We start from the raw sequence: 26,012 nt of genomic DNA, 5'->3' as shown, positions 1-26,012 counted from the left end.
CGGAAAATCATATATTATTAAGAGATATCCGCAATGTTTAAAATTGAAGTGGAACTTTGATATTTTTTATTGAGCTAGGTCAACTAGAATCTATTGAGAGTGAATATCCTGAATATTTGTTAGCGTTAAATCAATTTAATAAGACAGCGAATTGCGAAAGTATACAGAAACTGAACGCACTGAATTGGATATTGGACAAATACATTAAAGGAGAGTGATGATATATTAAATTTAGAAAAAATATATACACACTTTAAATAGCACATGGAAATAGTTGATGAAGTTAATAAAATGAGGAAATAAATCCATAAGAAAATATAGTGCCCCCCTTAAAGTTGAACCTTAAAATTCAGCTTTAGGGGTGTTTATTTTAATAATTGAAATATTTTCCTTGAATTAATATTCCATACAAATGACCATTATTTTATAATATTAATTAAATAAAATAAAAGGGGAATGGATAATGTTTAGTTTTAAGAGAATTATGACAGTAGTCATCGCTATCGCATTGTTAGGAATCCTTGGGATAATTTCAATTCCATATGTAAAAGGCGAGCGAGAAGTATTTAAGAGTGAGAAAGTAAATGAACAGAAATCTAAAACAAGTGAAACAAAGAAGGAAGAAAAATCAGCTGCTAGTAAATTAGAAGAAGCGCTCAAGAAGCAGGATGTTTATGCGTTTGATGCAAAGTATGTCGTGCAGCATGATGACCTGAAAGCTTTATACCCTGATATGTTACAAGCGCTTGTTAAAAATAATACGAATAAGGATATTCGTGATATACAGTATGGTTTTGTAGCGTGGGACAAGAACGGATTACCAATTAAGATTAAAGGAAGTATTGATTTCGGAAAGAGCTACTTACGTGGTGTGAACGGAGATGCTGTAAATATTCCTGCGAAAGGTGAGTTCGGGAAAGTACACGGGTTTGAGATTGAAGCGAACCTTGGGATCGATACCTTTAAACCGGTAGTCGTCAGCTATACAGACTTTGAAGGGAAGAAATGGGATAATCCAAGTTTAGATGAATTTATGAAAGTATATGAAGGTAAACGATTGAAAGATATTAAAGATGGTAAGAAGTACGTGTTCTATCGAAACGGAAAGACGAAACAACCAGAAAAGTCTGAAACAGCGACTTTACCGGAAGATTTAGACCAGAAGAAGCTTGATGAGATCAGTAAGAACATTGAAGAAAAAAGCAAAATCTCTAAAGAAGAATTAGAAGCATACTTAGCATACCTTAGACTTATGGGATTCATTGCATACCTTGATGCCTATGAAGCGCTGTACGGGATAGATGACATTTATGGTTATTACGAAGTAGAAGAAACAGACCCGAGTGACTACAATTTCGACGACTACGACTTTGAAGACTATGAGGAGGACGATGTCGACAGTTCAGAAAGTGATACAGAAGAATGGACTGACACGGAAGAAGATTATGACACGGAAGAAGAATATGATACTGAGAGTGAAGAAGAGGACACGGATGAACCTGTGACAGAAGAATCAATTGAAGAAGAAACAATGGAAGACGAGACGATTGAAGAAGAAACAATCGAAGATGAGATCATTGAAGAAGAATCAAGTGAAGAAGAACCTGAAGAGCCATCAGAAGAAACATATGATAGTGAAACGAGTGTTGAAGAAGATACAGTGGAGTAGGATGGAAATCGCAGTCTTCAGAGACTGCGATTTTTGATTTTACGAATAAAGTCAATCTATTAAAAAATAATTGAGAAAATAAAAAAACCTCACTGACACAGTGAGGTGTTGGTATGAGTACCACTTTAACGCTTTAAGCTTATTTTAACTTAACTATGATCTTTTAGGATGAAGTGAAACACGTGTTCTTCTATAATAACGATAATCAGAATACACTCATATTCCTCACACCTATTATTGGGATAGTTGGCACATTCTTCGGTTTCATGATAGAAAAAGGATAGCTAAGAGCATTTATTCTTTTATTAAATATTCTTGTTGCTTCCAGTACCGGGTTAGTGATATTTTTCGGTACATTAATATTTGGTCTATAGCAGAAAGGTGGAGCTCCATGAATTTGCGTTCAGGTTTATTAATTTTCTTTTTTATGATGTTCGTTCTATCAACTATCTATAACATTTATACAGAGATAATGAGTGACAATATCGCTGATTCATTAGGTGGCTTCTATAGCTTATCAGTGCCGATGCTGGCATTAGCATTTTATCCTGATTTAATAGATAAATCCTCTCGAAGTATCCCGGTGTTTGTATATAGATTATTGATATTTGTTTACGCTATTGTATTATTTAGTTTTATGATTAAATACCATGCATCTTGGTTCTTATTATTCTTTGAAGGTGTCATGGTTCTAGTGACGGGAGTATTAGTATATAGTACGTTCAGAAGGCTGATACAAATTGAGAAATAAAAAGACGCAGGGGACTGCGTCTTTTTACGTAGTATATGATTTCAAGTTTTACTGAATCAATTTTAATCACTTGAATGCGGCGCCAGCAACAGTTCATAGCGCTCAGCTATCTTTTCATAACCTTGTCGCTGATACATATCGCGTGCGGTGTCATTTCCATCTGCAATAAGGAATACCTGCTTTCCATGTGCCAAGTCATACACCGCTTCTTGCAGGCGACTCCCGATACCACGTTTACGATACGTTTCAATCACGTAGAAGTCATCGATTTCTACCGTCTTGTCTTCTATAATCGCTTCTATCTTACCTGCAGGCATATTGTCTATGTATGCGACAATCTGTAGTATGTTATGCTTTAACAAATCACGTCTATGTGTCTCGTCTTTCAGCTTTACAAAGTCTTCTCCATACTCGATTTCTCCTGTAGCACAGACCTTTAGGAAGTCATCGAATATTGGTCCGTCCTGTGTAACCACCTCGCAAATGACCTCATCGTTACGTCTTAACTGCTTCGGATGCTTTAGCTCATACAATTCCATCATCTCTAGGTTACAACCATGTGATTTCGCATAAGCGACAATTGATTCAGGAATCACTTCGTTGTCAGGAAAGATGAATAATAGATGCTGTTGATGATATTTCATATGAAAATCACGCTGATACGATAGATCTTCTTTAAATAGTTCTAGCGTCGGCATCTCTTTGTATTCGAAGTAGTTTGCGTAATACTTAATCAACTGGCTCGGCGTATGGTAGTGAATATAACGAGCGTTTTCTTCTAATATGTCCGCACTATTATGTGTCTCTTTAAATGATAGCATGTTATTACCTCGCTCTTTATTCTTTATTCTTTATTATACATGATTTTATATATACTATATATTTTACAGTAATTGTATTAAAATGGTATTAATATGATAAGAGAGGTGCTACATGGATAAAACGGATTTCAAAAGAACGTTTCAATATTTTATAAAGAATTTATTTAACTTTAAAGGGGAACTGCCGTTTCATCTGTATAAGAAGCTGATGACTATCCCGTTTATTCTTTCGCTTGTTATGATTGTCTTATTTTTTATCTACATATTCCAAGATTTTAGCTACCCCTATGACGATTATTCGATGGAAGAAGCAGCACGTCGTGAAGGCTTGGATCAGTTCAAGCGATTTAGTTTTTTCATAGGATTATTCTCCTTACTGTATTTATCATCTTTATCTACAGAGATAAAACGATTCAGATTTCTAAGGAAGTCACCAGCTGTGTATTTATTACTTGGATTCATAGGTTTACCTATAATCTATGCGTATAGTTATTATTCTAACGTTATTATGCATAGTACGAGTACCGTCGGCATATTACTCATCATTTTAATACCGTGGTTTGCGAACAATAAAAATAAACCGACCGACCGCGACAAATTGTATGAAGACTATGATTTTGAGGATATCGAAAAGTTGGAACAGTGAAGTTATATTAAAACATATAGAAAGGATGTCATGATATGACGAAGAAACTATGGCTAAATTATCTTATCTATGGAACCATTGTAGTGATGTTATTATGGTTATTGATTGATAGTGGCGTGCAGCAGGAACCGTTTATATTTACTTTTCTTATAGTAGTTTTAATTGGACCATTCTTTATCATTCCTCACGAAACAAGGCTCAGACAGTTACTTCATACAGATCGACTGGCAGGGTTAGAGCAACGTGTAGCACAGAAGAAGTATGAATATACAGTTCTGGCAGTGATGTTGATTATCTCTTTGTTATTGCATATGTATTACAAGATGAATGATATGGATACATCAGGGTTGTTCGGTTTTACGGTTGCTATTTTCGGTGCAGCAGTAGGTACGAACATGAGGCATATTGTTGATAGACAGGAGATAAAAGAAATAAAAGAGAAAGCCATGTTGAAGTGAATAAACTGCACCCCGAAAGTTAGATTTTAAGTCGAAATTTCAGGGTGCAGTTTATTTGTATTAAGCCTTTTATTTCTTGGGCAATGACTTAATCTCATCACGCTTACCATTTAAAACATCGTCTAAATATTTACCATATAACCCTTCATCGTCTTTAGAGATTAAATGACCATAACCTTCCAGCACGATACGTTTTGTATCCCATCCCTGACTTCGATAGAAAGCCTCACTTTCCTTACTTTTCTTTAATGTATTAAAGCCTTTCGCGTATTTGTCAGTACCGTCATCATGTTCTCCTGCAATCCATGTTAATGGGAATGATTCCTGGATGACGTCACTTTTGGGTAATGTATCTGTAATACCTTCAGACTTCGGTGAGCCTCCACCACCAAATAATACGGCACCACCGCGTTGCACACCTGCTTTTTTCAAATCATGAAGCAACCAGTATGCCACTTCTTCAGAACCTCCCGAGAATGACCCGATCCATAAGTTGTCGTGATCTGGTAATGTGCGAATAAGCTCGACGAGATATTCATTATTCTGCTCCCCGTTTGTCCACCAAGTCTTGTCCTTACTTGGCGTCTTAGGTAAAATGAGCGTTAATTGATGTGCTGCAGCTGCCTGTTTTATACCGTGTGGTCCTTCCAGATAATACTTTGTATCAGGTTCATAAAATTCTGCTGCCCCGTCACCATGTAGCCAGAGCAAAGTTCCTTTTGCGTGTTTTGCAGGGTAGATAAGATAGTTAATCTGCGTACCATCACTCGTAGTGAAGTGTTCAGGATTATTTGCTTTGTGGGTTACAACATGCGTCTTTTTATTCGTGATGATAATGAATAGAGTAATCAGAACGATTAAGCTGAAGCATATAATAATAAGTTTATTTCGTGATGTATTTGTCATAGCGCATCCTTTCGAACATTAATATGTATATATTATAAGTCTTTTAGGTGTTTAAGTTCGCCAGCTTCGTAGTTAATCGCATTACCATACTTTGCATGATAGTCCTGCATTATAATCGCCAGGTCATTTGCGTCCATACCTTTTGCATTTTGCGTCGTAATATTGATATCTTTGTATCCAATCTTATTATTCAGACGCATCGCTTTTTTTGACATCGCGTTTTGACTTTTAAGCAATTCATGAAAATTTTCAACTTCAATCGACACGAATAATTTCCCGCCCATAGTTGTCAATGCAATGTCTCTGACATCTGTCCATTTAATGAGCTGATCTTTCGTTGAGATCGCACTGGAATAATCATAGAAACCTTCGTTGTTCAGTATCACGAGGTCATGGCCATCAATAAGTAATTTAATATGATGGAAAGTAAAGAAACCGAATATTAATAAAATGAAAATACCAAATAAAATGGCGAACAATGTATTATATTCGATTCCTATGTATAGAAAAAAAGCACCTAGTGCAGTAAGGCCGAGGGACATAAAGGTTACAAAAGCTTGTTTTACGATACTTTTTCTGACTATTAATTCATCCATGTTCTGCACCCCTTCCTATATTTGTGTATTATTATACCCTAATCTTTGCAAATAAAACTTAAAAGGACATCTATATCAAATACCTGTCTGTCCTATGTTAAAATATACATATTATATTAAAGGGTAGAGGTAACTCATATGAAATCATTCTTTGAATACTACAAGCCGTATAAGGGTTTGTTTATGCTGGATTTTGGTTCAGCGGTATTTGTCGGCGTACTGGAGCTCATCTTTCCATTAATGACGAGTTTGTTTATTGATAAGCTGTTACCGTCGAAAGACTGGCCGAATATCGTGCTTGGTGCGGTCGGCTTGTTTTTAGTGTTCGGGTTTGTCACGATCCTTAAATTTATCGTGACTTACTGGGGGCATAAGCTCGGGACAAATATTGAACGTGATATCCGGAATGAACTGTATCAGCATATGCAGCGTCTGAACTTCGGATTCTTTGACCGTAATAAGACAGGAAAGCTCATGGGTCGGCTGACGAATGATCTGATGGATATCGGTGAACTTGCGCATCACGGTCCTGAAGAGGTGTTCGTTGCCGTGATGACGGTCATTGGTGCGCTGATTATTATGCTCACGATTGATGTAAAGCTTGCGTTAATCACGTTTTGTATCGTACCGCTCATCTTCGCTTTAACGTTATACTTTAACCGTAAGATGACGACGCAGTTCCGCAGATTGTTTGGCAATGTATCTGCGTTCAACGATGTCATCAGTGAGACAATCGGTGGCATTCGTCTAGTACAGGCATTCACGAATGAACGTTATGAGAACGAACGTTTTAAAGAGACGAATGAAGACTTTAGACGTACGAAATTAAAGGCGTATAACTACATGTCGTGGAACACATCGATTGGTTATATCTCACAGAAGTTTACATTGATCATTGTATTGATATTAGGCTGTTACTTCGTATTACAGAACATGATGAGCTATGGAGAGTTCGTTGCATTTATTATGATTACGGATATATTATTCAAGCCGCTACAGTCGATTAACCTGATCATCGAACTCTTCCCGAAAGGTATTGCTGGATTTAGCAACTTCAAGGAAATTATGGCGACAGAACCTGCTGTTAAGGATAGCGCTCATGCCGTAAGCTTCGAACAAGTACCGGAAGAGATTGACTATGACCATGTGACGTTCAAGTACGGCGAACAGACGATTCTTGACGATCTATCGTTTTCAATTCAGCGCGGGGAACATATCGCACTTGTCGGACCGAGTGGTGGCGGCAAGACGACAATCTGTTCATTGCTGCCGAGGTTCTATGATCCATCGCACGGCAAGATTACTATGAATGGACAGAATATAAAGGACTATACGTTAGCATCTCTGCGTAAACAGATTGGTATCGTGCAGCAAGATGTATTTCTCTTTAGCGGCACATTAAAAGAGAATATCGCGTATGGGAATTTGGAAGCGACAGATGAGGAGATTATGTGGGCAGTAGAACAAGCGCAGCTGAAAGCGTTTGTTGATACGCTGCCAGAGGGTATCAACACGATTGTAGGAGAACGCGGTACGAAGTTATCAGGGGGACAGAAGCAGCGTGTTTCTATTGCGCGTATGTTCTTGAAGAACCCGCCGATTATTATACTGGATGAGGCGACAAGTGCGCTTGACGTTGAAACAGAGAATCGTATACAGGCAGCATTTAAACGCTTATCAGAAGGGCGTACAACACTGACGATTGCCCACCGTCTGTCAACGATAAGAGATGTGGACCGAATTCTTTTTATAGAGAACGGGCGCATCGTTGAAAGTGGCAGTCACGACGACCTCATCGCACAGCAAGGTAAATATTATCGATTACAGCAGGCACAATATGCACAAGTCATGTCTTAAGCAAGAACCGACGAATCATTCGTCGGTTTTTTTGATAATAAAGATTAAATTGACACTTAATCCTATTTAGAAGTATCATGTAAATAATGGAAGAAAATACAAATGAAGTGTGGGATGGATGATGAAGAAAATATTGCTCGTTTTATTTATTGTGTTCTTAGCAGTTGGCGCGATAAGGGATACGAAAGATTATGTGTTAGGTAACGACCTCACAGATCTAGAAGTGGAATCAGGGCTATATAGTGGTCAATATTTAGATTATGAAGAGGCGTCAAGTGCAATGAGTGATGCAATGGATGAGAAATTTAGCGTCAAAGCAAATCACGCAGATCGCACTTTTAAACTGCCGAACGGTCATTATTATGCATGGAAGATGATGGACGGAGATTACAAACGTTCACAATACTTATATACCGGATTTATCGAAAACATCTCAAAGGACACGACGGAACTGACATTTCCAGAGAATGAATTTAATCTGGTCAGTGTAAATGGAAAGTTCGAACAAAAAACATGGGATATCAAGAGTAAGGCTGGAGTGCATCATTTTCAGTCAGGTGCATTCAGTAAAGCGACAAAACTTGAAGATCGCATCATGACAAATGACGATGAATCAGAAGTGGTTACTGTAGCAACAGAGCTGAAAGATGGCGTTATTCAGATGAACGAAAAGGGTATATGGCTCAATAAAGCGAACAATAAGGTTGGTATGAATGAACCGATGAAAGCATTCGATACAGAAGAGGCAGCAGTAAGTGCTGCTACGCAGGAAGTATTCGGTAAGTCAGTCGGCGTAATTAAATCTAAGAATATGAACTTCCATATCTATCAGAATAAAGTAGATGCATTTAATGAATATACCGTCATACCTGTACGTCTGAAAGAGCAACAATATTATGCAGGTCAGTATGAACGCTTTACATTTATAGCAGATACAGTGGTTGATACTCACACAGAAGAAGCGGTGGAAGGGATAACTTATAAACTTCACTTCCAGCATGATGTAGACAAACTGAAGCGATATAAGAAACAGTTGAAAGATGGACATATGTACATTGGTGTAGAAGTAAGAGGTGAAGATTATGGAAAATAATATGTCGATTAAAGATGCATTTATAGCATTCTGGACGAAAGGATTCACATTCACAGGACGCGCACGCCGCAGAGAAGTCTGGCTGAATATAGTTGCGAACATCATTATTGGATTGATTCTTACAATCGTAGTCTTGTTGCTTGAGATAATGACTGGCGGACGTTATCATGTGATGGATCATTACGGATTTGTAGCAGGTACGATATTTCCATATATCACTACTATACCAACGATGGCACAGGCAAGCCGCCGATTACATGATATTAATATGAGCGGTAAAATTGCAATCGTCATCACAGTATTATCAGCAATCTTAAGTTTTATCACAGAACAAATGACAGGCACGTTTCCGGTAAACTTAGATACAATATCATTACCAATTATATTAATTACGCTATTCACAGTTCTTGGAGGATTGTTCTTATTTATCATCAATTTCATTAAAGGTAATGAAGGCGATAATAAGTATGGCAAAGACCCGAAACGCATGTAGAAGATGCACCCAACTCCATGCAGTTGGGTGTGTTTTAATATATTAAAAGGGCGTGTGAAGTACCTGGATAAAGTGTATGCGCCAATATTTTTAATGTAATATTTTTGAAGAAAATTATAGAAATAAGATTAGTAACAATGATGGAGATGTTGTAGAAAAATATTAGTACTATTTTAACATAATAAATCATACCCTTTGTTTTAACTTAATCGTAGGTGTTATTATGGTAGTATGATTAAGAACAATAATATAAAGTTGAGGTGGGGAATATATGAACAATAAACATTATGATGTGATTTATATCGGAAGTGGTCATGCAGCATGGCACGGCGCACTTATCTTGAACCAGATGAAGAAGCGTGTAGCGATAATTGAAAAAGATAAGATTGCTGGTACGTGTACGAACTATGGGTGTAATCCTAAAATCTTATTAGAAGGGCCATTTGAAGCGATTGAGTCTCTCAAGCATTATGGTGATATTGTAGATACGCTCCCTCAAGTGAACTGGTCGAAGTTAATGGATTATAAACGCGAGACGATTAATCCGATGCATGAAGGATTGGAACAAATCTTCAAAGATCAGGGCATTGATATTATCAAAGGTGAAGGGCTGCTGAAAGATGCACACACGGTGAGCGTTGATGGAACAGAATACCATGCGAAATTCATCGTGCTTGCAACGGGACAGCGCAGTCATGTACTAGATATTGAAGGTAAGGAACTCATGCACAACAGTACCGACTTTATGGAGCTGGATACGTTCCCTGAACGCATCACCTTCCTGGGCGGTGGTTATATCAGCATCGAGTTCGCTTCAATTGCTGCGAAGATGGGCAGTGAAGTATCGGTGATTGGTCATTCTGATACTGTGCTGAAGCAGTATCATCAGCCATATGTACAGAAACTGGTCAAGAAGCTGGAAGATGAAGGTGTGACATTCCATCTGAATATTGATGTCAATAAGCTTGAACAGACAGAGGATGGTTTGAAGTTCACTGACGACAAAGGCTTTGAACTGTATACAGATTACGTTGTAGATGCAACAGGACGTGTACCGAATGTGGAAGGTATCGGATTAGAGCAAGTGGGTGTGGATTACGATAAGCACGGTATTAAAGTCAACAAGTTCATGCAGACATCTGTGCCAAATATCTATGCAAGTGGAGATGTCGTTAGTAAGAAAACACCTAAATTAACACCGACGGCAACATTCGAATCTAACTATATTGCGCTCAATATACTAGGTAACGATGCGGATAAGAAGAAGTTCCCGTTAAAAGCATTGAAACTCTTACCGATTAAATATCCTGCAATCCCGAATGTGGTGTATTCGTTGCCAAGAATCGCGCATGTGGGGATGACCGTCGAGGAAGCGGAACGTAAATCAGGGTATAAAGTGAAAACTATTAAATTTGGGGAACAGCTGGAATTTCAGTATAAACACGAACGTGATGCGGAAATGAAGGTTATCCTTGATGGAAGAAATAGATTAAAAGGTGCGGTTATCTATGGCAGTGCCGCAGACGATCTTATTAATATGCTCACACTGATTATCGAGAAGAAGATGAGTGGTCGAGAAGTAAATAAGCTGATTGTTGCATTCCCGAGTGCATCAAGTGGTGTTATCCAACTACTAGGTATGCATATGATGGGCGTTGATATCGATTTATAAGAAGTGAACCTCACTCAATTTTGAGTGAGGTTTTTTAAGAGCCACTTTGAGAGATAAAGCAGTTGTTTGGTGTGCAAGATGGCCCGTGTTTATTATTTATGAGCCACTTTATCTTGGTCAGGTTCATTGCGCATAAATCTTCGCATATTTAAGGTGAAAGCTACAAGTAGAATGATTGCCATAGAAGCCCAGCTGATGATACCACGTATCTCATAGTCCATAAGGATTAAGATGATATTCACGATAGCCAGAATGATGACAAGCATGATAAATGATTTTTGAGATTTTTTCATAATATCTCTCCTTTCCCTATATTTTACTATAATTATACATCTGTTAAAATAAATGAGAAAGGGATGATTGATATTGAAAGAGAATATTGTATATCATATTCTTGCTATTATTTTAAGCATTGCCTTCTTGGCGCTATACTTTTATGTTATGGGTACACTATATTCTGCCGATGTATGGCGATTTCCGTTGATAATCTTAACACTCTACTTTATCGTTGCGTTCTTTAGCTATCCTTTTATCGCTCTTGATGCCAGTGCATTTGCACTCAAGATAAAACCGATTCGTTCTTTAGTGCAGGTGGGTGCTTTTATCATTGCGCCAATACTACTAATCAGAAAAATCATTGTTAGGAGAGGACATTCTTATGAAAAAGATATTTAAGACGATGACCAATAATGCCTCAATTCCACTGAAGTTAAAACTAACGAAGGGGTTGTTTCCTCGAACAGCCGAAGTACTGGCAGAAGTTGATCTTGAAACTGGAGAGGTAACGTTTAAAGTGTCAGAAGAAGATTTAATAAGAATTAAGAAAAATATTGAAGATTAATTTTTAATGTTAAAAAAGAGAAGAATTTTGAAGTTCTTCTCTTTTTTGATGCAAATTTATAATATTATCTACCCCGTCAGTACATCTTCTTTCGGATACGTATAGAGCGCTTTCTGTGGTTTAGAGAATGTCAGCACGATGGTTAATACACCGATCTTACCAATCATCATCATCAGAATAATGAGCAGCTTTCCGATAACAGAGAGTTTCGCTGTGATGCCCATCGTCAATCCGACTGTGCCGAATGCTGATATGACTTCGAACATTACTGCAAGGAATGGCAGATCAGGCTCTGCGATAACAAGCGCCAAAGTGATGATAAATATAAAGGTAGAGCTCAATACGACAATTGCAAAGCTTTTAAAAAGATTTTTAGTATCGATGGCTCTTTTGAATAAATTGATTTGTTCACGTTGTTTAATATAACTGATTGTCCCGAAGAAGATAACGACAGCTGTCGTCAACTTAATCCCGCCGGCAGTTGATGTCGATCCGCCTCCGATAAACATGAATAGCATCATCAGTAAGATGGTCGGTGTTTGTAGTGCACCAATATCTATAGTATTAAATCCTGCTGTTCTTGTCGTAATAGCCTGGAAGTAAGCCATCTGAAACTGATCGAACGTATTATGGCCACCGAGCGTCTTAAGATTATTCATTTCAAGTAAATAGATGGACAGTGTCGCGAACGCATTAATAATGATTGTGCCGAATATCATGATTTTCGTATGCAGCCTAAGATGACTAAACTTTTTTTTCTGGTAGAGATCAAGAATAACAGTAAATCCTAATCCTCCAAGAATGATCAATGTAGTGATAATAAAGTTAGTTAAAGGATTTGTCTGATATTGCACGAGATTATCACTGTGAAGTGCAAATCCGGCATTGTTAAATGCGCTTACTGCAGTAAAGAAACTATTGAATAATCCACGTCTAATCCCGAGCAAAGGGACCCATTCAAGTGCCAGCAGTACAGCGCCGATTGACTCGAATAGAAGACTGATCAGTAACAGTGTAAGAACAAGACGTAATATGCCGCCTAAGTTTTGCTGGTTCAAAGCTTCCGTAGCCAATGAACGGCTTTTCAGTCCTACCTTACGACCAAGCATGATAAAGACGATCATCGCTAATGTGATGATCCCGAGTCCGCCAGCCTGTACAAGGATCATAATGATAATATGACCAAATGTATTGAAATTTGCTGTAATATCTATCGTTGCAAGTCCTGTCACCGTAAATGCACTGGTTGCAATAAACAGACAGTCAATAAATGATGTTGGCTGTCTTTGTGCTATCGGAAGTGCCAGCAGCAATGTCCCGATAGCTAAGAAGATGATGAACGAACTGATAATCACGAGATATGGATTACTTTTTTTCTTTTTCACTTAGAAACCTTCTTTAATATTTGATAGCAATAGAGTACATGATAAAGATATAAATTACAATATACATCTATCTTTATTTATTGTAAAAAATTAGATATAATACAACAGCTAGTAAGTAGAGAGGGAGATTGATTTGAATCGATGTAAGAAGTGCAATTATCCTTATCGGTATGAGGATATGTTTAAAGCATCATGGCAGCTCTTTACCAATGTTAAAGTGCCGTGTCCAAAATGTGCGCATACTCATTATATATCTGAGAAACAGATTGCTAAGATTTATCTGCATCTTTTTGTAGTAAATTTAATAATAATGATGGCAGTTAATCTATTTCATCTGCATTCGTATGTATTACTTACGTTATATATCGTTTCTCTTGTTTTATTGATCATCTTCTTTCCGTTACTTCATAGAATTACAGAATATCCTGATAGTTTCTCAAGTAAGTCTATTCAATAGAAGAATAAAAAATAAGGAACGGAATTGCTTCCGTTCCTTATTTTAATGAAGCTGGAAATGGTGTAATATCGAAGCCGAAGACGATTGGCAGCAATACCATCACAGCAATAACGATAATGACACAGCTGATTAGGTTTAACCAGAAACCGGTAGTTGCCATCTCTCGAATCGTCACTTTACCTGTTCCAAACACGATAGCATTTGGAGGTGTACCTACTGGTAACATAAATGCACAGTTCGCACCCATCGCAGCTGGGACCATTAATGCGAGTGGATGTACATCTATTGATATTGCAAGTGCAGCAAGTAATGGCAAAATCATTGTTGCAGTTGCTGTATTTGATGTGATTTCGGTTAAGAACAGTACGAATAAGACAGTGATCGTGATGATCAGGATAATCGGTAATCCTTTTAGCAAAATCAGCTGATTGCTCAGCCACGCATCGAGTTTACTTGTGGTAATTGCATTTGCTAGCGCTAATCCTCCACCAAACAATAGCAGCACACCCCATGGGATTTCCTTTGCAATCGACCAGTCAACGATGCGGCCTTGCTGGCGTTTTGTCGGAATTAAGAATAATAATATCGATATGAACATTGCAATTGAACCATCCTGAATCATTTTGAGGGCAGGGATATTCACGAATACGAACCCTCTAATAATCCATAAGAATGCTGCAAACAAGAAGATACATAAGATGATAATTTCTTCTCGTGTAATCTTTCCTAACTTGTTCAGTTCACGTTCAATGACCGCTTGACCTCCTGGTAATTCTGTCATATCTGTCTTAAACGCTACATAGTTTAAATATGCCCACGTAAGTAATAAGAGGACGATAACTGAAGGGACACCAACGAGCATCCATTGTCCGAAGCTGACTTCATATCCGAATATTGCTTTCATCTGACCCGTAAGCAAAATAAGTGGCGGTGTTCCAATCAATGTCCCCAGTCCACCTATCGTACCTGCATAGCCGATTGCGAGCACAAGTGTCTTCTCGAACTTCTGTAATGATTCTGATGCATTATTCTGACTGAGCACTTCGGCTTCTTTGATCAATGCTAGTCCAATCGGTATCATGATCATAACCGCTGCGGTGTTAGAGACGAACATACTCATTACGCCCGTTGCCATCATAAATCCAAGTATGATTTTAGAAGTTGTTGTCCCGATTTTATTGATAATATTCAGCGCGAGCCTCGTATGCAGATTCCATTTCTCCATAGCAATCGCTAAAATAAAACCTCCCAGGAATAAGAAGATAATATCATTACCATAGTTTGCCGCGACTTTGTTACCGTCCATAATCTGACCCATCGGAAACAAGACAAGTGGTAAAAGTGAGGTTATTGGAATTGGAATCGGTTCAGTAATCCACCACGTTGCAATCCACAGTGTTGAGGCAAGGACAAAGCGTGCAGCAGGTGTTAAACCTTCTAACTGGATAAGAAAATTAAATAAGAGGAATAACAATGGACCGAGCATTAAACCAATCAGTTGAACTTTCGTATACCCTGGTGTTTGATTTTTCTTAGAAAAGAATTGCAGATAGCTTGCAGATACGATACTTTTTCTCATAATCATTCACATCCTTCTTTGTTTATTCAATTCCAATTGTATCAAAATCGGAAAGAAAATTGTAAGGGGTTTCATAATTTATTTCTATTTATTTCAATATTTTCTTTAGATTTTTCGGCGATTGAATTATAATCAGTAACTACTAATCTTTTTATTATGGGGATGGCAAAGATGAATTATTTTATTGTTGGAGATGTACACGGTTGTTTCTTTACCTTGAAGAAAATCATGAAGCACTGGAAAAAAGGCGAAGAACAGCTTATCTTTGTCGGAGACTATATTAATAAAGGCTGCAATTCGAGAGATGTAGTCTATTATATTAGAAAGCTGTGCAATATGTATCCGGATACGGTGTGTATTAAAGGGAACCATGAATATAAGATGGTACAGTATATGATGCAGCATACACCAAAGTCAGAGATGAAAGAAAACTACAGAAGGACGCTCACACATTATCCATTGAAAAAATTCGACAGGGATATTGAGTGGATGCATCGTTTACCGCTTTATTATGAAAATGAGGTACTGTATGTATCACATGCCGGCGTAAACTGGCTGAACTTTAGAAAGTTTAGCACAGAGAGCAGTTGGTGTGTACTGCGCTACCGTGGAAAGTTGAAGCATATGCATAAGCTGCAGGTGATAGGACATACGCCGACAGAAAGTGGTAAGCCGGAGTATGATAAGAAACGTAATATACTCAACATCGATACAGGTGCGGGGAACTATGAGCACGTATGTGCAGTGCGTATTAATAAACACGGCAAACTGGTAGATAGTTATTTGGAGAAAATTATGGATGAAGATAAATATTAAATAGTAAAAAGCACCTGACGTGTCAGGTGCTTTTTACTATTTAAATATTCGTTCTTTCAAGCGGAGTAATTTTGACGATTTTATTTAGATTGATTGCACTATTATGTTCCCCGTCATTGATTGGAAGGAAACCTGTTTCGTTACGGTCACATTTTGTGATGAAGTTATTGTACGCAATCTTCTCATCTGTTGAGAAGAATTCGTAATGATAAACCGTTTCATTGTTGTCCAGCTTAATCTCAATCTTTAAATAATTACTACTTGATTCCATTATGGATAAAACTCCCTTATTTATTATTTGTTCATCAATAAGATTCCCGTAGTAAAAAGATATAAACATAACATTCAAATCATTGTTTGAATGTTATGTTTGTTATATAATATATTCAAATATATATTTGAATGAGGTGGATGTGTGAGTAATGATATGTGTGATGTTTACTTATTTGATGAACATAAAGTATCACGTGTAAAAGCGAATATGGAGGTTGTTGACTTAGTGCCAATGCTTTCGATTTATAAGGCATTAGCTGATAAGAATCGTTTGTCAATCTGCTATAGTTTGCTGCTTGAAGAGAAGTTATGCGTGTGTGATCTGGCAAATATTATCGGCGCGACTGTCGCTACGACGAGTCATCATCTCAGATATTTGCTTAAATCACATATTGTAAGCGTCGAAAAAAAGGGTAAGAATGCATTTTATGAACTGAAAGATGATCATATTAAGACGTTGATAAGAACAGCGTTAGCACATGGAGATGAGGACGATGAAGAATAAAGAAGTGTATCGCTTAGAAGGTTTGTCATGTACAAATTGTGCAGCGAAATTTCAGGATAACGTGAAGGCAATTCCAGGTGTAGAGGATGTCACTTTAAACTTTGGTGCGGCCAAGCTTGAAGTTACTGGAGATGCATCCATTGAGGCGTTAGAAGCGGCAGGTAAATTCGATAACATCAAAGTGAGACCGGCCCATATTAAACGTGTTAACAAAGTTCCTTTCTATAAGAAGAGAGAGAATATACCGTTTATATTATCGGCAATTATATTTTTGATTGGGATGCTATGTAGTCTGAACTTTGGTGAGGATCATACAGTAACGCGTGTTGTGTTCATCATTGCAATATTGGTTGGGGGTTACCATCTATTTATTGAAGGAGTAAAAGGTCTATTTAAATTGAACTTTGATATGAATGTACTGATGACGGTTGCTATCATTGGTGCAGCGCTAATTGGTGAATTACAAGAAGGTGCGATGGTTGTTGTACTCTTTGCGATAAGTGAAGCGTTAGAAGGGTACGCGATGGAGAAATCCCGTGCAGGTATCGCTTCGCTTATTGATATCTCGCCAGACGTTGCGCTTATAGCACGTGAAGGTAAGTTTATTGAAGTGGATGTAGACAGCATTATGCCTGGTGATATCGTCAAAGTACTGCCTGGTAAGAAGATACCAGTAGACGGTGTTGTAACCGATGGACAAAGTAATATTAATCAGGCGAGCATCACTGGAGAAAGTATTCCTGTACATAAGCAGGAGGGAGACACTGTGTATTCAGGTACGCTGAATGAATCCGGTCAGTTGACAGTCCGCGTAACTAAACGAAGTGATGAGACGAAACTTGCACAGATGATTCATCTTGTAGAAGAAGCGCAGAGCGAGAAAGCGCCGACCCAGAAGTTCGTCGATAGATTTGCGAAATATTACACTCCGATTATTATGCTGATTGCATTAATGGTTATTGTGGTACCACCGCTCTTTGGAGGCGATTTTAATCACTACTTATATCAAGGGTTGTCAGTGCTTGTTGTTGGATGTCCTTGTGCACTTGTAATATCCACGCCAGTAGCAATCGTAACAGCGATTGGACGCGCAGCGAAAGAAGGAATGCTCATTAAAGGTGGCGTGCATCTCGAGAACGCTGGACATATTAGCACCGTTGCTTTCGATAAGACAGGAACTTTGACGAAAGGAACACCTGCTGTTGTATCAAGAAGAGATTTTGAAGCAGATCAGAAGAATGACATTATCTATACACTTGAAAAAGAGGCTGGACACCCACTCAGCCGTGCCGTCGTTGACTCGCTTGAAATGCGCACGCTCGTTCCTGTAACCGATTATGAAGTGGTTACTGCTAAAGGTGTAAAAGGCGTATTCGATGGTGTTGAATACCGAATTGGGCAACGTTCTTTCTTTGATTTATCTGATGATGCACAAAAAGAAATAGAAAACATGCATGAAACAGGTGCAACGATGGTGCTCTTTGGAACAGTCAATCGAATTTACAGTGTGTTCTTTATTAAAGATACACTGAGAGAAGAAGCAGAATCAGTCATTCGTACCCTTGAACAAATGAACATTGATACTGTCATGTTAACAGGGGATCATAAGTCAGTTGCTGAAACAATTGGCAAAGAAATCGGATTAACACAAGTACATGCGGGATTATTGCCTGAAGATAAACTGGATATCATTAAAGATTATCAGCAACATGGACGTGTTGCGATGGTTGGAGATGGTGTTAACGATGCGCCCGCACTCGCTCAAGCTGACGTCGGTTTCTCGATGGGCGGGGCCGCAACAGATACCGCATTAGAAACAGCGGACATTGCATTTATGAAAGATAATCTTGACGATTTACCCCGTGTGATTCAACTGAGCAAACGTACATTGAAGATTATTAAGCAGAATATCACGTTCGCACTTGGCTTAAAGCTACTTGCGATACTACTCGTGATTCCAGGATGGCTCACATTATGGATCGCAATATTCGCGGATATGGGTGCAACGATATTAGTGACACTGAATAGTTTGAGATTGTTAAAAAGAAAATAAGAAGAACGTGCGATCTTAGGTGATCGCACGTTTCTTTATATTGAGTGAGTGTTTGAGGAGAACTCGAATGTCCCATTATCGGCCACTCGCGTACAAAAATGAGGTCGAATGTCCCGTTATCGGCCACTCGCCGATAACATAACTATCACCTTTCAACCAAATGATGATATTCTATCTATACTAATATAAAGAAGGGGTGAAGTGATGGAGTTATTGATCAACTTATTAACTGAAGATTTACTGTGGAAGTATATTTTCTTTAAATTACTCTATTTAATTCCATACTTCACTGCCTTTTTATTCTTACTGATTCACACGATTGCACATGTTAAAGTAAGTGCAGTAACTTAAACGTCGTCAGATTCCATTTCTGGCGACGTGTCTCTTTGCTCAAAAAAGCATTTATATAATGGATGATGTATAATGAAATTATATTATGAGAATCAGGTGAGCGTATGAACAGTGCTATGACAATCAGTTATCAATTACAGACTGAGCGGTTGATAATTGATGCTTTATGTGCACAAAATTTAGAAGAGGTGCTGTCGAAATATAAGTACGACAGCAAATATATTCAAGAAGTTTACAAACAGCATATGATGCCAGGACGTATCGGTTATGGGACGTGGTTATTGAAGCTGGAGGATACTTTCATTGGTGAAATCTCCCTCAGTGGACCACCGAGCTGGCATCATGAGATAGAAATCGGCTACCACATACGCTGTAACTATAGACGTAACGGCTATGCTTATGAAGCGATAAGCTGTCTTATAGCGCATTTAACACAACATCATGACAAACTGACGATTAAAGCATCGGCACTAATCGATAATACAGCATCTCAGCGTTTACTTGAGACGTTAGACTTTATATGTACGAGTATAGATGATAGCTATTATTATTATGAATATGAATTTAATGGAGTGATGACATGCGTATAGGAATCATTGGTGCGGGTATCGGTGGTTTAACCGCAGCGATATTACTAGAACGTCTTGGACATAGCGTAGAAGTACTAGAAAAGAGACACGTATTAAAACAAGAAGGTGTAGGTCTTGGTATCGGTGAAAACGCGATACGTGCACTTGAACGTTATGATATTGCTGAAGATATAAAAAGAGATGGCAATATTTTGATTGAAGCTCAGCTAAGAGATGCGAACGATACATATTTAAATCGTGTGATCTTTAATAAAGATGGAGAAGATAATATTACGATACAGCGCAGTTCACTGCATAATATACTACGTTATCATTATAAAGGGAATGTAAGATTGATTAAAGAGGTCGTCAAGATTACAGACTTTGATGCAGGAACAATTAAAATGAATGATGGTACTAGCAACCAGTATGATCTCATTATTGCAGCGGACGGGCTGCACTCTCAAGTGCGCAGACAGATGTTTCCAGGTAGTGAGGCGAAGTATCAAGGATATACATGCTTTAGAGGAACGAGCGTGAATCCAGGGCTGAACGACAAGACAGCGTTAGAATACTGGGATGCGCGTGGCAGATTCGGGATTGTTCCTCTGGGAGATAATGAAGTCTACTGGTTTTTATGCATTAATGCCCTTGAACGGGATACAGAGTTCAGAAACTATAATCTGAAGAAGTTAAAGCGATACTTTAAAGAATTTCCTCATGCAGTGACTAATGTTTTAGACAACACAGTCGGAGATCCATTACATCATGATATATATGATATTGAACCGCTTAAGACATTCGTAAAAGGACGTGTCGTATTACTAGGGGATGCAGCACATGCAGCGACACCTAATATGGGACAAGGTGCATCGCAGGCCATTGAAGATGCAGTATGTCTCGTCAACCAGTTAGAACAATACCCATTGAAAGAAGCACTTGCAAATTATGACCGATTAAGTGTTCCGCATACGAAGAAAGTCATACTGAAGTCCCGTAAGATAGGGAAAGCTGCTCAAAGTGAATCGCAGCTGTTTATTCAATTACGTAATAAAGTCGTAAAAAATATTCCTGAATATGTTTTGAATAAGCAGACAGAATTTCTGAATAGAAGACCATTAAATTGAAATAAGAACGTCGTGTTACAAAGATGTGAGCAACACTCCAGAAGTTAGATTTGAAAATCTTAACTCTGGAGTGTTTTGTTTGTAATCACACGTTATTTGTATAATAAATAAGGCTAATTAAACGATTACCGATTGAAATCTAAAAAATGATAACAGTTAATAATTTAGAAGATATTTTGAAATATTATATGTTTGAAAATATATCTGATGTAAGGACAGTATATCCTCTATCTATTTTGACTGAGCAAATAGTATTGAATTCCATGACATGGTTGGTAGCGTTTATTATTTTCATTTCAATTATATTGAAGGTGCAAATTATAATCTTTTCAAATTACATATAATTTTTTCAAGATTTTCTGTAGTTTTATTTTCACCTTTTTTTATGCTGAAAAATAAGGCCGTCTCTATCTCTTTCATATCTACGAGTGATAACAAATTAAGTTTCATTAAAGCAAAATATTTATAGAAAACTAGTTGAGGATAACAATAGGTATTATTATTCACGAAGACAAATTCTATAGCTGTGCATGAAATATCATACATCTCTTTGTATTCTTCAAGCTGAAAGAGAAGCCTTAGGTAATTATATGCAACCTTGAATAACAAATCCTCATATACATTACTTGTTATCGCAATTCTATAACCTTTCAAGAAATACTCTTTAGCTTTCTCTGGTTGATTATTTTCCATTGACATAATACCCAAGCTATTTAGAGTTCTTATCTTAAGATTATCCTCCATAGTGTCACTGTGTTCAGAGTAAAAAATATTTAATTTTTCTAATGAATTACTATTTCGTGTATAGTTTTCTGTTACTAATGATATATACATAATATATATAGAGTCATTAAAGCTTAATTTTTCTTTATCTATCACGCTAATAAGATTTTGTATTTTACCATATTCTCTAATTTTCAATAAATAGTCTATACGTTCCTTATCTATTAAAAATTCATTTTCTATTCTTTTTATTCTATTTTCATAGACTAGATCATCTAAAGAAACTTCCAATTTCTCAGCAATCTTCACTAGAAGACTTGCTAAAGGTATAATCTCGTCTTTCTCTATCTTGCTGATTTGACTTTGAGTGCATATCCCATCTGATAGCTCATGTTGAGTCATATTAAGTTGTTGACGGCGATTTTTAATTCTTTTTCCTATTTTCATAAATTAACCCTTTCTTATTATATAGATATACATTATATTATATATTATATGAATATATACAATATTACTTAGAATTTTACTTTAAAATATTAGAAAGGAGAATAAAAATGAAAAAAGTCTTTAAAAATACAAGTTCTTTACTTATATTTGCAAGCAGCGTAATAATTTTAAACTTTGATAACCTTCCTGAGTGGCATCTTTGGTAGGAACCCTTTGGAAAAACTCTCTAATAATCTATTAGTTCTATTATAGAATTAATAGATTATTTTTTATATTCAAAAAATATATTGAAATATTCAAGTTTGAATATATAATAAAGTTAGTAATAAATTTTATAATTTAAAGAAGAGGTGTTTTTAATGAAAAAGAGTAAACTAGGTACTATTGTTCTTTCAACAGCAATAATTTCATCTGCTCTAGGCATCGCTGATACACATGAGGCTCAAGCTAAGAATCAAAGTTTTAAGCAACTTGACGTAAATGGAAATATTCAATCAAAGAAAGAAGTAAAAACAATTCTCAAAGATCTTCCGGGTTATAAAAATTTGAAGAAGAATTATAAACAATATGAAGTAACAAATGTAGAAAAAGATAATTTAGGTTATGTACATTACACTTTACATCCCAAATCAAAAGGAAGATTTGCTACAGACCAAGAAATTAAAGTACATACAAATGACAAAGGTGAGGTTGTACTTGTCAATGGTGCTATAGACGCTAAGACTATTGCACCTACAAATAATGTTAATATCGACAGTAAGACTGCTATCTCTGAAGCATTTAAATCACTTTCTATCAATGAAGATAAAGCAGATAACCTCGGAGATAAAGTCATTAAAAGCTCCAATGTTGTTATTGATGGAGATAAAAATAAACTAGTATATGATATAGAAATTACTACTGTATCTCCTAAAGTTGGACATTGGAAAGTGAAAATCGATGCAGATAACGGACAAGTATTAGAGAAGCTGAATCTAATTCAAGAAGCTGCTGCTGTAGGAACTGGTCGTGGCGTACTAGGAGATACTAAAAGTATCAATATCAATAGTATCAGTAAAGGTTATGCTTTACAGGATGTGACAAATAAAGGACAAATATCTGCTTATAGTCTGAATCAGTATAATGGTAGTGCCAATCTTATTACAGACTATGACAAGGTTTTCGATAGCAATAATCAGCGTGCGGGAGTAGATGCTAACTATTATGCTGCTCAGACCTATAAATTCTACAAAAATAGATTTAATCGTGAATCTTATGATAATAATGGTAGTCCAATTAATTCTATTGTCCATGTGAATAATTATGGTGGCCGAGATAATACAAATAATGCCGCTTGGATTGGCGATAAGATGATTTACGGTGATGGGGATGGTAGAACTTTCACAGCCTTATCAGGAGCAAACGATGTTGTTGCACATGAGATTACGCATGGTGTTACTCAACAAACTGCGAACCTTGAATATTATGGTCAGTCAGGTGCATTGAATGAAAGTTTCTCTGATATCTTTGGTTATTTTGTAGATCCTAACGACTGGTTGATGGGAGAAGACGTATATACTCCAGGACAATCAGGAGATGCATTGAGAAGTCTGTCAAATCCAGGTGCCTTTGGACAACCTGAAAATATGAGTCAATATGTCAATACGCAGTCAGATAATGGTGGTGTCCATATCAATTCAGGAATTCCAAATAAAATTGCATATAACACCATCCGACAACTAGGGAATCAAAAATCTGAACAAATATATTATCGTGCACTCACACAATACCTAACATCTAATTCTAATTTCTCTGATGCTAAAAATGCACTTGCACAGTCTGCATATGATCTTTATGGTCAGAATGATGCTGATATCGTTTGGAATGAGTGGAGTAAAGCTGGAGTACAGTAGGATAACAGTATTTTATCGAGTAGAAAAACACTTCATTTTTTTAAATAAAGTGTTTTTTTTAGTTTAATTTTTCTAAACGTTGATTGTAAACTAAGCTAGATAACTAAAAAAGTCCTCTGTGCTAAACTCATTGTGTATTTCCGACCAAAGAAAACATAAGGAGTTAGTACAGAATGACCTATAAACATCTTAACACGGATGAACTCACGTTCATAGAATCATATTATCATCAAAATCTTTCGGTAAAAGAAATCGCAAAGAGATTGAAACGATCAAGACAGACGATTCATAGTATTGAAAATTATACAAAAATCACTTTACGTACAAAATTTAATAATCCCCCAAATTTTATTTGGGGGATTATTATTTTCATTATTTCAACACTTCAAAGAATGTCATCAGAAACTTAATCTTACCGCGATACTCATAGTCGTTAAAGATATAAGGCATCACTGTTTCTGGAGGCACTGGGTTTTGTTCGATTGCATAATCAATATTATCGAAATAGTTCTCGATATCGATAATGTTCAGTTTGGGTCCGTTCTCTTTAAATAAGTCATAATCACCAATCTGGTCCTTATATTGATCCAGTCCTTCGTGATATGCATATGCGATTTGCAGTAAGTTATATTTAATGCTCTTGAATTTGCTGCCGAAGTTATAGTTAAGTTCAGATGTACTAAGCTGTTTAACTTGTTCTAATAGTTCGTTTCGTGAGTTCTTTACTTCATCATATAAATTATTCATAGCTTCACCTCTTTTAATATATATCTATATTCCTATATACCCTCGAATTCAATATTTATTACACAAAAAAACAGTTTGAGTATTATTTTCTCAAACTGTTGTCGTGATTATAGATGAATGAGGCGTTCTACGATAGAGTTGTAGATTTCCTCCCAGAATTCTGGTGTGTTTTTATATTTTTCGTGGATTGTGTGGTGCACTGCTGTTTGTTTCTCTTCAAAGTCTGGTGCATCTTTACTAGGTAGGTCCTGGCGTACTTCTGTGACATAGTCCTGGACAACTTGTGCTCGTGGACCCCACACAGCATATTGATGGTCTGTAGCGTCAAGGAATACGAAGATTGGAATCGAACGTGCAGTGCCATTTGTTAAGTATTGATCCATGAGCTCAAGATTATCATCTCGTAATGAGAAACGCAGATCAATACTTGCTGCTTCAGCGATGCGCATGAGTACTGGAATATTGACCATTGCATCCCCGCACCAGTCTTCTGTAATGACGATTGCCTTTAAATCTTTATCTTTAATTTCTTGTAGACGTGCATCATCTGGTACTTGAAAAGCATTATATATCTCAAGCATTTCATCTTTATTGACCTGCATATGCGCTAAGTATTGTTCAAGTGTTAAACTATTATCGTAATGCGTTTTAAGTGTTGTCATGACGTTCATCCCCTTTAGTTATTATAATTGTATTATAACAATATAAGAATTGTCAGACAAAACTAACGCTCTAGAAGTCGAAAGAATAAACTAATATTTTATGTTATTATAAAGAAAATAAATGAGGAAAGTGGGCGCTCATGAAGAAATATATATTTACAATTATTGGACTGTTTATTATCTTCGTTTCCGGCATGCTCGTTTATAATTATTGCACGACTCCAGATAATGATCTAAGTCAGGAACGCATCGGAAACTATATGTTACATCAGCATCGTAATGTACTACTAGAAAGTTTTAAAGAAGATGATAATGCGAAAGTGGAAGGTAAGTCATTTTATCGATCAGATGCATTGCCTGGTCTGATTATTAGCGTATCGAATAAGAAGCAGCAGATAAGTGCGCTTATCTTATATCGCAATGATAAATTGTACACGGAACGTAATATTGGCATCGGTGACTCGAAAGCACAAGTGATTGAGGCTTACGGTACGACATATAAGAAATCAATACTGAATAACCGTCAGACACAGTATCATTATATGGATAAAGAAAATCACATAGGTATGAAGTTTATCTTTAAAGATAATAAGGTGAAACGTATCGAATTATTTGATGCTTAA

At 36.9% G+C, this 26,012-nt stretch carries 29 protein-coding genes and 1 pseudogene; 20 read left to right on the top strand and 10 right to left on the bottom strand.

The window, feature by feature from the left end; translation table 11 throughout:
- Positions 1–463 precede the first annotated feature (463 nt).
- Entirely contained in the window at positions 464–1,669 is a 1,206-nt protein-coding gene (locus QA539_RS09070; protein WP_419895113.1) for a DUF5780 domain-containing protein, read from the top strand.
- Between the two features lie 391 nt (positions 1,670–2,060).
- Positions 2,061–2,420, top strand: coding sequence for a hypothetical protein (locus QA539_RS09065; RefSeq protein ID WP_101152052.1), 360 nt, complete (start codon positions 2,061–2,063; stop codon positions 2,418–2,420).
- Positions 2,421–2,482: 62 nt separating this feature from the next.
- Here the strand turns inward: QA539_RS09065 and QA539_RS09060 are convergent, their stop codons facing one another.
- On the bottom strand, positions 2,483–3,241 hold the full coding sequence (locus tag QA539_RS09060; protein WP_419895112.1) for a GNAT family N-acetyltransferase: 759 nt from the start codon (positions 3,239–3,241) through the stop codon (positions 2,483–2,485).
- A 112-nt stretch (positions 3,242–3,353) separates the two neighbouring features.
- Here QA539_RS09060 and QA539_RS09055 point away from each other — a divergent pair, with 112 nt between their 5' ends.
- Positions 3,354–3,887 carry a hypothetical protein gene (locus QA539_RS09055; RefSeq protein WP_101143840.1) on the top strand — a complete coding sequence of 178 codons (534 nt, stop codon included), beginning with the start codon at positions 3,354–3,356 and terminating at the stop codon, positions 3,885–3,887.
- A 35-nt stretch (positions 3,888–3,922) separates the two neighbouring features.
- Positions 3,923–4,345: a hypothetical protein gene (locus QA539_RS09050; RefSeq protein ID WP_103214542.1), complete on the top strand. Its 423-nt coding sequence runs from the start codon at positions 3,923–3,925 to the stop codon at positions 4,343–4,345.
- Between the two features lie 69 nt (positions 4,346–4,414).
- On the opposite strand, the gene QA539_RS09045 is transcribed toward QA539_RS09050, so the two are convergent.
- Both QA539_RS09045 and QA539_RS09040 read right to left on the bottom strand, forming a co-directional pair.
- On the bottom strand, positions 4,415–5,251 hold the full coding sequence (locus QA539_RS09045; RefSeq protein WP_419895111.1) for a hypothetical protein: 837 nt from the start codon (positions 5,249–5,251) through the stop codon (positions 4,415–4,417).
- A gap of 32 nt (positions 5,252–5,283) precedes the next feature.
- Positions 5,284–5,847 (bottom strand): STM3941 family protein, encoded by a 564-nt coding sequence (locus QA539_RS09040; protein WP_419895110.1) that lies wholly within the window; start codon positions 5,845–5,847, stop codon positions 5,284–5,286.
- A 138-nt stretch (positions 5,848–5,985) separates the two neighbouring features.
- Between QA539_RS09040 and QA539_RS09035 the strand changes: the two genes are divergently transcribed.
- The 4 genes from QA539_RS09035 to QA539_RS09020 all read left to right on the top strand — a co-directional run bounded on the left by QA539_RS09035 (position 5,986) and on the right by QA539_RS09020 (position 10,962).
- The gene (locus tag QA539_RS09035) at positions 5,986–7,704 is read left to right on the top strand and encodes an ABC transporter ATP-binding protein (RefSeq protein ID WP_419895109.1); all 1,719 of its coding nucleotides are present in this window, start codon (positions 5,986–5,988) and stop codon (positions 7,702–7,704) included.
- Between the two features lie 118 nt (positions 7,705–7,822).
- Positions 7,823–8,797, top strand: a complete 975-nt coding sequence (locus tag QA539_RS09030; RefSeq protein WP_419895108.1) for a hypothetical protein — start codon at positions 7,823–7,825, stop codon at positions 8,795–8,797.
- Positions 8,787–9,290 carry a DUF805 domain-containing protein gene (locus QA539_RS09025; RefSeq protein ID WP_419895107.1) on the top strand — a complete coding sequence of 168 codons (504 nt, stop codon included), beginning with the start codon at positions 8,787–8,789 and terminating at the stop codon, positions 9,288–9,290. The genes QA539_RS09030 and QA539_RS09025 overlap by 11 nt, the downstream gene beginning before the upstream one ends.
- 271 nt (positions 9,291–9,561) lie before the next feature.
- Complete coding sequence (locus tag QA539_RS09020; protein WP_101035889.1) at positions 9,562–10,962, top strand: dihydrolipoyl dehydrogenase family protein; 1,401 nt, start codon at positions 9,562–9,564, stop codon at positions 10,960–10,962.
- A gap of 92 nt (positions 10,963–11,054) precedes the next feature.
- On the opposite strand, the gene QA539_RS09015 is transcribed toward QA539_RS09020, so the two are convergent.
- Positions 11,055–11,255 (bottom strand): hypothetical protein, encoded by a 201-nt coding sequence (locus tag QA539_RS09015; RefSeq protein WP_133433311.1) that lies wholly within the window; start codon positions 11,253–11,255, stop codon positions 11,055–11,057.
- 73 nt (positions 11,256–11,328) lie between these two features.
- Between QA539_RS09015 and QA539_RS09010 the strand changes: the two genes are divergently transcribed.
- On the top strand, positions 11,329–11,637 hold the full coding sequence (locus QA539_RS09010) for a hypothetical protein (RefSeq protein ID WP_041636178.1): 309 nt from the start codon (positions 11,329–11,331) through the stop codon (positions 11,635–11,637).
- Entirely contained in the window at positions 11,621–11,803 is a 183-nt protein-coding gene (locus QA539_RS09005; RefSeq protein WP_050742452.1) for a hypothetical protein, read from the top strand. Before QA539_RS09010 ends, QA539_RS09005 begins: the two co-directional genes overlap by 17 nt.
- 68 nt (positions 11,804–11,871) lie before the next feature.
- On the opposite strand, the gene QA539_RS09000 is transcribed toward QA539_RS09005, so the two are convergent.
- Positions 11,872–13,188, bottom strand: coding sequence for a TrkH family potassium uptake protein (locus QA539_RS09000; RefSeq protein WP_219493082.1), 1,317 nt, complete (start codon positions 13,186–13,188; stop codon positions 11,872–11,874).
- Positions 13,189–13,366: 178 nt separating this feature from the next.
- On the opposite strand from QA539_RS09000, the gene QA539_RS08995 reads away from it, so the two are divergent.
- Positions 13,367–13,645, top strand: a complete 279-nt coding sequence (locus tag QA539_RS08995; RefSeq protein WP_241427458.1) for a TIGR04104 family putative zinc finger protein — start codon at positions 13,367–13,369, stop codon at positions 13,643–13,645.
- Positions 13,646–13,682: 37 nt separating this feature from the next.
- On the opposite strand, the gene QA539_RS08990 is transcribed toward QA539_RS08995, so the two are convergent.
- Positions 13,683–15,230 (bottom strand): SLC13 family permease, encoded by a 1,548-nt coding sequence (locus QA539_RS08990; RefSeq protein WP_419895106.1) that lies wholly within the window; start codon positions 15,228–15,230, stop codon positions 13,683–13,685.
- Between the two features lie 165 nt (positions 15,231–15,395).
- Between QA539_RS08990 and QA539_RS08985 the strand changes: the two genes are divergently transcribed.
- On the top strand, positions 15,396–16,040 hold the full coding sequence (locus QA539_RS08985; RefSeq protein ID WP_419895105.1) for a metallophosphoesterase family protein: 645 nt from the start codon (positions 15,396–15,398) through the stop codon (positions 16,038–16,040).
- Positions 16,041–16,080: 40 nt separating this feature from the next.
- Here the strand turns inward: QA539_RS08985 and QA539_RS08980 are convergent, their stop codons facing one another.
- Entirely contained in the window at positions 16,081–16,311 is a 231-nt protein-coding gene (locus tag QA539_RS08980; protein WP_101153292.1) for a hypothetical protein, read from the bottom strand.
- A 156-nt stretch (positions 16,312–16,467) separates the two neighbouring features.
- Here QA539_RS08980 and QA539_RS08975 point away from each other — a divergent pair, with 156 nt between their 5' ends.
- From QA539_RS08975 to QA539_RS08955, 5 genes are all read left to right on the top strand, one after another.
- On the top strand, positions 16,468–16,818 hold the full coding sequence (locus tag QA539_RS08975) for an ArsR/SmtB family transcription factor (protein WP_419895603.1): 351 nt from the start codon (positions 16,468–16,470) through the stop codon (positions 16,816–16,818).
- Positions 16,808–18,871 carry a heavy metal translocating P-type ATPase gene (locus QA539_RS08970; RefSeq protein ID WP_419895104.1) on the top strand — a complete coding sequence of 688 codons (2,064 nt, stop codon included), beginning with the start codon at positions 16,808–16,810 and terminating at the stop codon, positions 18,869–18,871. Before QA539_RS08975 ends, QA539_RS08970 begins: the two co-directional genes overlap by 11 nt.
- A gap of 204 nt (positions 18,872–19,075) precedes the next feature.
- Complete coding sequence (locus tag QA539_RS08965) at positions 19,076–19,222, top strand: hypothetical protein (protein ID WP_413475162.1); 147 nt, start codon at positions 19,076–19,078, stop codon at positions 19,220–19,222.
- Between the two features lie 104 nt (positions 19,223–19,326).
- The gene (locus QA539_RS08960) at positions 19,327–19,812 is read left to right on the top strand and encodes a GNAT family N-acetyltransferase (protein ID WP_419895103.1); all 486 of its coding nucleotides are present in this window, start codon (positions 19,327–19,329) and stop codon (positions 19,810–19,812) included.
- On the top strand, positions 19,803–20,918 hold the full coding sequence (locus QA539_RS08955) for an FAD-dependent monooxygenase (RefSeq protein WP_419895102.1): 1,116 nt from the start codon (positions 19,803–19,805) through the stop codon (positions 20,916–20,918). The genes QA539_RS08960 and QA539_RS08955 overlap by 10 nt, the downstream gene beginning before the upstream one ends.
- A 318-nt stretch (positions 20,919–21,236) precedes the next feature.
- On the opposite strand, the gene QA539_RS08950 is transcribed toward QA539_RS08955, so the two are convergent.
- Complete coding sequence (locus tag QA539_RS08950; RefSeq protein WP_419895101.1) at positions 21,237–22,088, bottom strand: helix-turn-helix domain-containing protein; 852 nt, start codon at positions 22,086–22,088, stop codon at positions 21,237–21,239.
- A gap of 359 nt (positions 22,089–22,447) precedes the next feature.
- Between QA539_RS08950 and QA539_RS08945 the strand changes: the two genes are divergently transcribed.
- Complete coding sequence (locus tag QA539_RS08945; RefSeq protein ID WP_219493074.1) at positions 22,448–23,980, top strand: M4 family metallopeptidase; 1,533 nt, start codon at positions 22,448–22,450, stop codon at positions 23,978–23,980.
- A 173-nt stretch (positions 23,981–24,153) separates the two neighbouring features.
- Positions 24,154–24,291 (top strand): annotated as a pseudogene (locus QA539_RS08940) (helix-turn-helix domain-containing protein); the annotation flags it as partial.
- A gap of 61 nt (positions 24,292–24,352) precedes the next feature.
- On the opposite strand, the gene QA539_RS08935 reads toward QA539_RS08940, so the two are convergent.
- On the bottom strand, positions 24,353–24,727 hold the full coding sequence (locus QA539_RS08935) for a hypothetical protein (RefSeq protein ID WP_101037593.1): 375 nt from the start codon (positions 24,725–24,727) through the stop codon (positions 24,353–24,355).
- 107 nt (positions 24,728–24,834) lie between these two features.
- A complete protein-coding gene (locus QA539_RS08930) occupies positions 24,835–25,389 on the bottom strand; it encodes a thioredoxin family protein (protein ID WP_419895100.1) in 555 nt (184 codons plus the stop codon).
- Positions 25,390–25,529: 140 nt separating this feature from the next.
- Here QA539_RS08930 and QA539_RS08925 point away from each other — a divergent pair, with 140 nt between their 5' ends.
- Positions 25,530–26,012 carry a hypothetical protein gene (locus QA539_RS08925; protein WP_101037597.1) on the top strand — a complete coding sequence of 161 codons (483 nt, stop codon included), beginning with the start codon at positions 25,530–25,532 and terminating at the stop codon, positions 26,010–26,012.

The sequence above is a fragment of the Macrococcus psychrotolerans genome, assembly GCF_038095555.1.
Lineage (GTDB): Bacteria > Bacillota > Bacilli > Staphylococcales > Staphylococcaceae > Macrococcoides > Macrococcoides psychrotolerans.
The sequence above is the reverse complement of the archived record's forward strand: the minus strand, read 5'-3'. Positions and strand labels throughout refer to the sequence as shown.

What these genes read in the sequence shown, in the direction of transcription:
- QA539_RS09070 (WP_419895113.1), top strand. Translation starts at nt 464, where the DNA reads ATGTTTAGTTTTAAGAGAATTATGACAGTAGTCATCGCTATCGCATTG.
- QA539_RS09065 (WP_101152052.1), top strand. Translation starts at nt 2,061, where the DNA reads ATGAATTTGCGTTCAGGTTTATTAATTTTCTTTTTTATGATGTTCGTT.
- QA539_RS09060 (WP_419895112.1), bottom strand. Translation starts at nt 3,241, where the DNA reads ATGCTATCATTTAAAGAGACACATAATAGTGCGGACATATTAGAAGAA.
- QA539_RS09055 (WP_101143840.1), top strand. Translation starts at nt 3,354, where the DNA reads ATGGATAAAACGGATTTCAAAAGAACGTTTCAATATTTTATAAAGAAT.
- QA539_RS09050 (WP_103214542.1), top strand. Translation starts at nt 3,923, where the DNA reads ATGACGAAGAAACTATGGCTAAATTATCTTATCTATGGAACCATTGTA.
- QA539_RS09045 (WP_419895111.1), bottom strand. Translation starts at nt 5,251, where the DNA reads ATGACAAATACATCACGAAATAAACTTATTATTATATGCTTCAGCTTA.
- QA539_RS09040 (WP_419895110.1), bottom strand. Translation starts at nt 5,847, where the DNA reads ATGGATGAATTAATAGTCAGAAAAAGTATCGTAAAACAAGCTTTTGTA.
- QA539_RS09035 (WP_419895109.1), top strand. Translation starts at nt 5,986, where the DNA reads ATGAAATCATTCTTTGAATACTACAAGCCGTATAAGGGTTTGTTTATG.
- QA539_RS09030 (WP_419895108.1), top strand. Translation starts at nt 7,823, where the DNA reads ATGATGAAGAAAATATTGCTCGTTTTATTTATTGTGTTCTTAGCAGTT.
- QA539_RS09025 (WP_419895107.1), top strand. Translation starts at nt 8,787, where the DNA reads ATGGAAAATAATATGTCGATTAAAGATGCATTTATAGCATTCTGGACG.
- QA539_RS09020 (WP_101035889.1), top strand. Translation starts at nt 9,562, where the DNA reads ATGAACAATAAACATTATGATGTGATTTATATCGGAAGTGGTCATGCA.
- QA539_RS09015 (WP_133433311.1), bottom strand. Translation starts at nt 11,255, where the DNA reads ATGAAAAAATCTCAAAAATCATTTATCATGCTTGTCATCATTCTGGCT.
- QA539_RS09005 (WP_050742452.1), top strand. Translation starts at nt 11,621, where the DNA reads ATGAAAAAGATATTTAAGACGATGACCAATAATGCCTCAATTCCACTG.
- QA539_RS08995 (WP_241427458.1), top strand. Translation starts at nt 13,367, where the DNA reads ATGTTTAAAGCATCATGGCAGCTCTTTACCAATGTTAAAGTGCCGTGT.
- QA539_RS08990 (WP_419895106.1), bottom strand. Translation starts at nt 15,230, where the DNA reads ATGATTATGAGAAAAAGTATCGTATCTGCAAGCTATCTGCAATTCTTT.
- QA539_RS08985 (WP_419895105.1), top strand. Translation starts at nt 15,396, where the DNA reads ATGAATTATTTTATTGTTGGAGATGTACACGGTTGTTTCTTTACCTTG.
- QA539_RS08980 (WP_101153292.1), bottom strand. Translation starts at nt 16,311, where the DNA reads ATGGAATCAAGTAGTAATTATTTAAAGATTGAGATTAAGCTGGACAAC.
- QA539_RS08975 (WP_419895603.1), top strand. Translation starts at nt 16,468, where the DNA reads ATGTGTGATGTTTACTTATTTGATGAACATAAAGTATCACGTGTAAAA.
- QA539_RS08970 (WP_419895104.1), top strand. Translation starts at nt 16,808, where the DNA reads ATGAAGAATAAAGAAGTGTATCGCTTAGAAGGTTTGTCATGTACAAAT.
- QA539_RS08965 (WP_413475162.1), top strand. Translation starts at nt 19,076, where the DNA reads ATGGAGTTATTGATCAACTTATTAACTGAAGATTTACTGTGGAAGTAT.
- QA539_RS08960 (WP_419895103.1), top strand. Translation starts at nt 19,327, where the DNA reads ATGAACAGTGCTATGACAATCAGTTATCAATTACAGACTGAGCGGTTG.
- QA539_RS08955 (WP_419895102.1), top strand. Translation starts at nt 19,803, where the DNA reads ATGCGTATAGGAATCATTGGTGCGGGTATCGGTGGTTTAACCGCAGCG.
- QA539_RS08950 (WP_419895101.1), bottom strand. Translation starts at nt 22,088, where the DNA reads ATGAAAATAGGAAAAAGAATTAAAAATCGCCGTCAACAACTTAATATG.
- QA539_RS08945 (WP_219493074.1), top strand. Translation starts at nt 22,448, where the DNA reads ATGAAAAAGAGTAAACTAGGTACTATTGTTCTTTCAACAGCAATAATT.
- QA539_RS08935 (WP_101037593.1), bottom strand. Translation starts at nt 24,727, where the DNA reads ATGAATAATTTATATGATGAAGTAAAGAACTCACGAAACGAACTATTA.
- QA539_RS08930 (WP_419895100.1), bottom strand. Translation starts at nt 25,389, where the DNA reads ATGACAACACTTAAAACGCATTACGATAATAGTTTAACACTTGAACAA.
- QA539_RS08925 (WP_101037597.1), top strand. Translation starts at nt 25,530, where the DNA reads ATGAAGAAATATATATTTACAATTATTGGACTGTTTATTATCTTCGTT.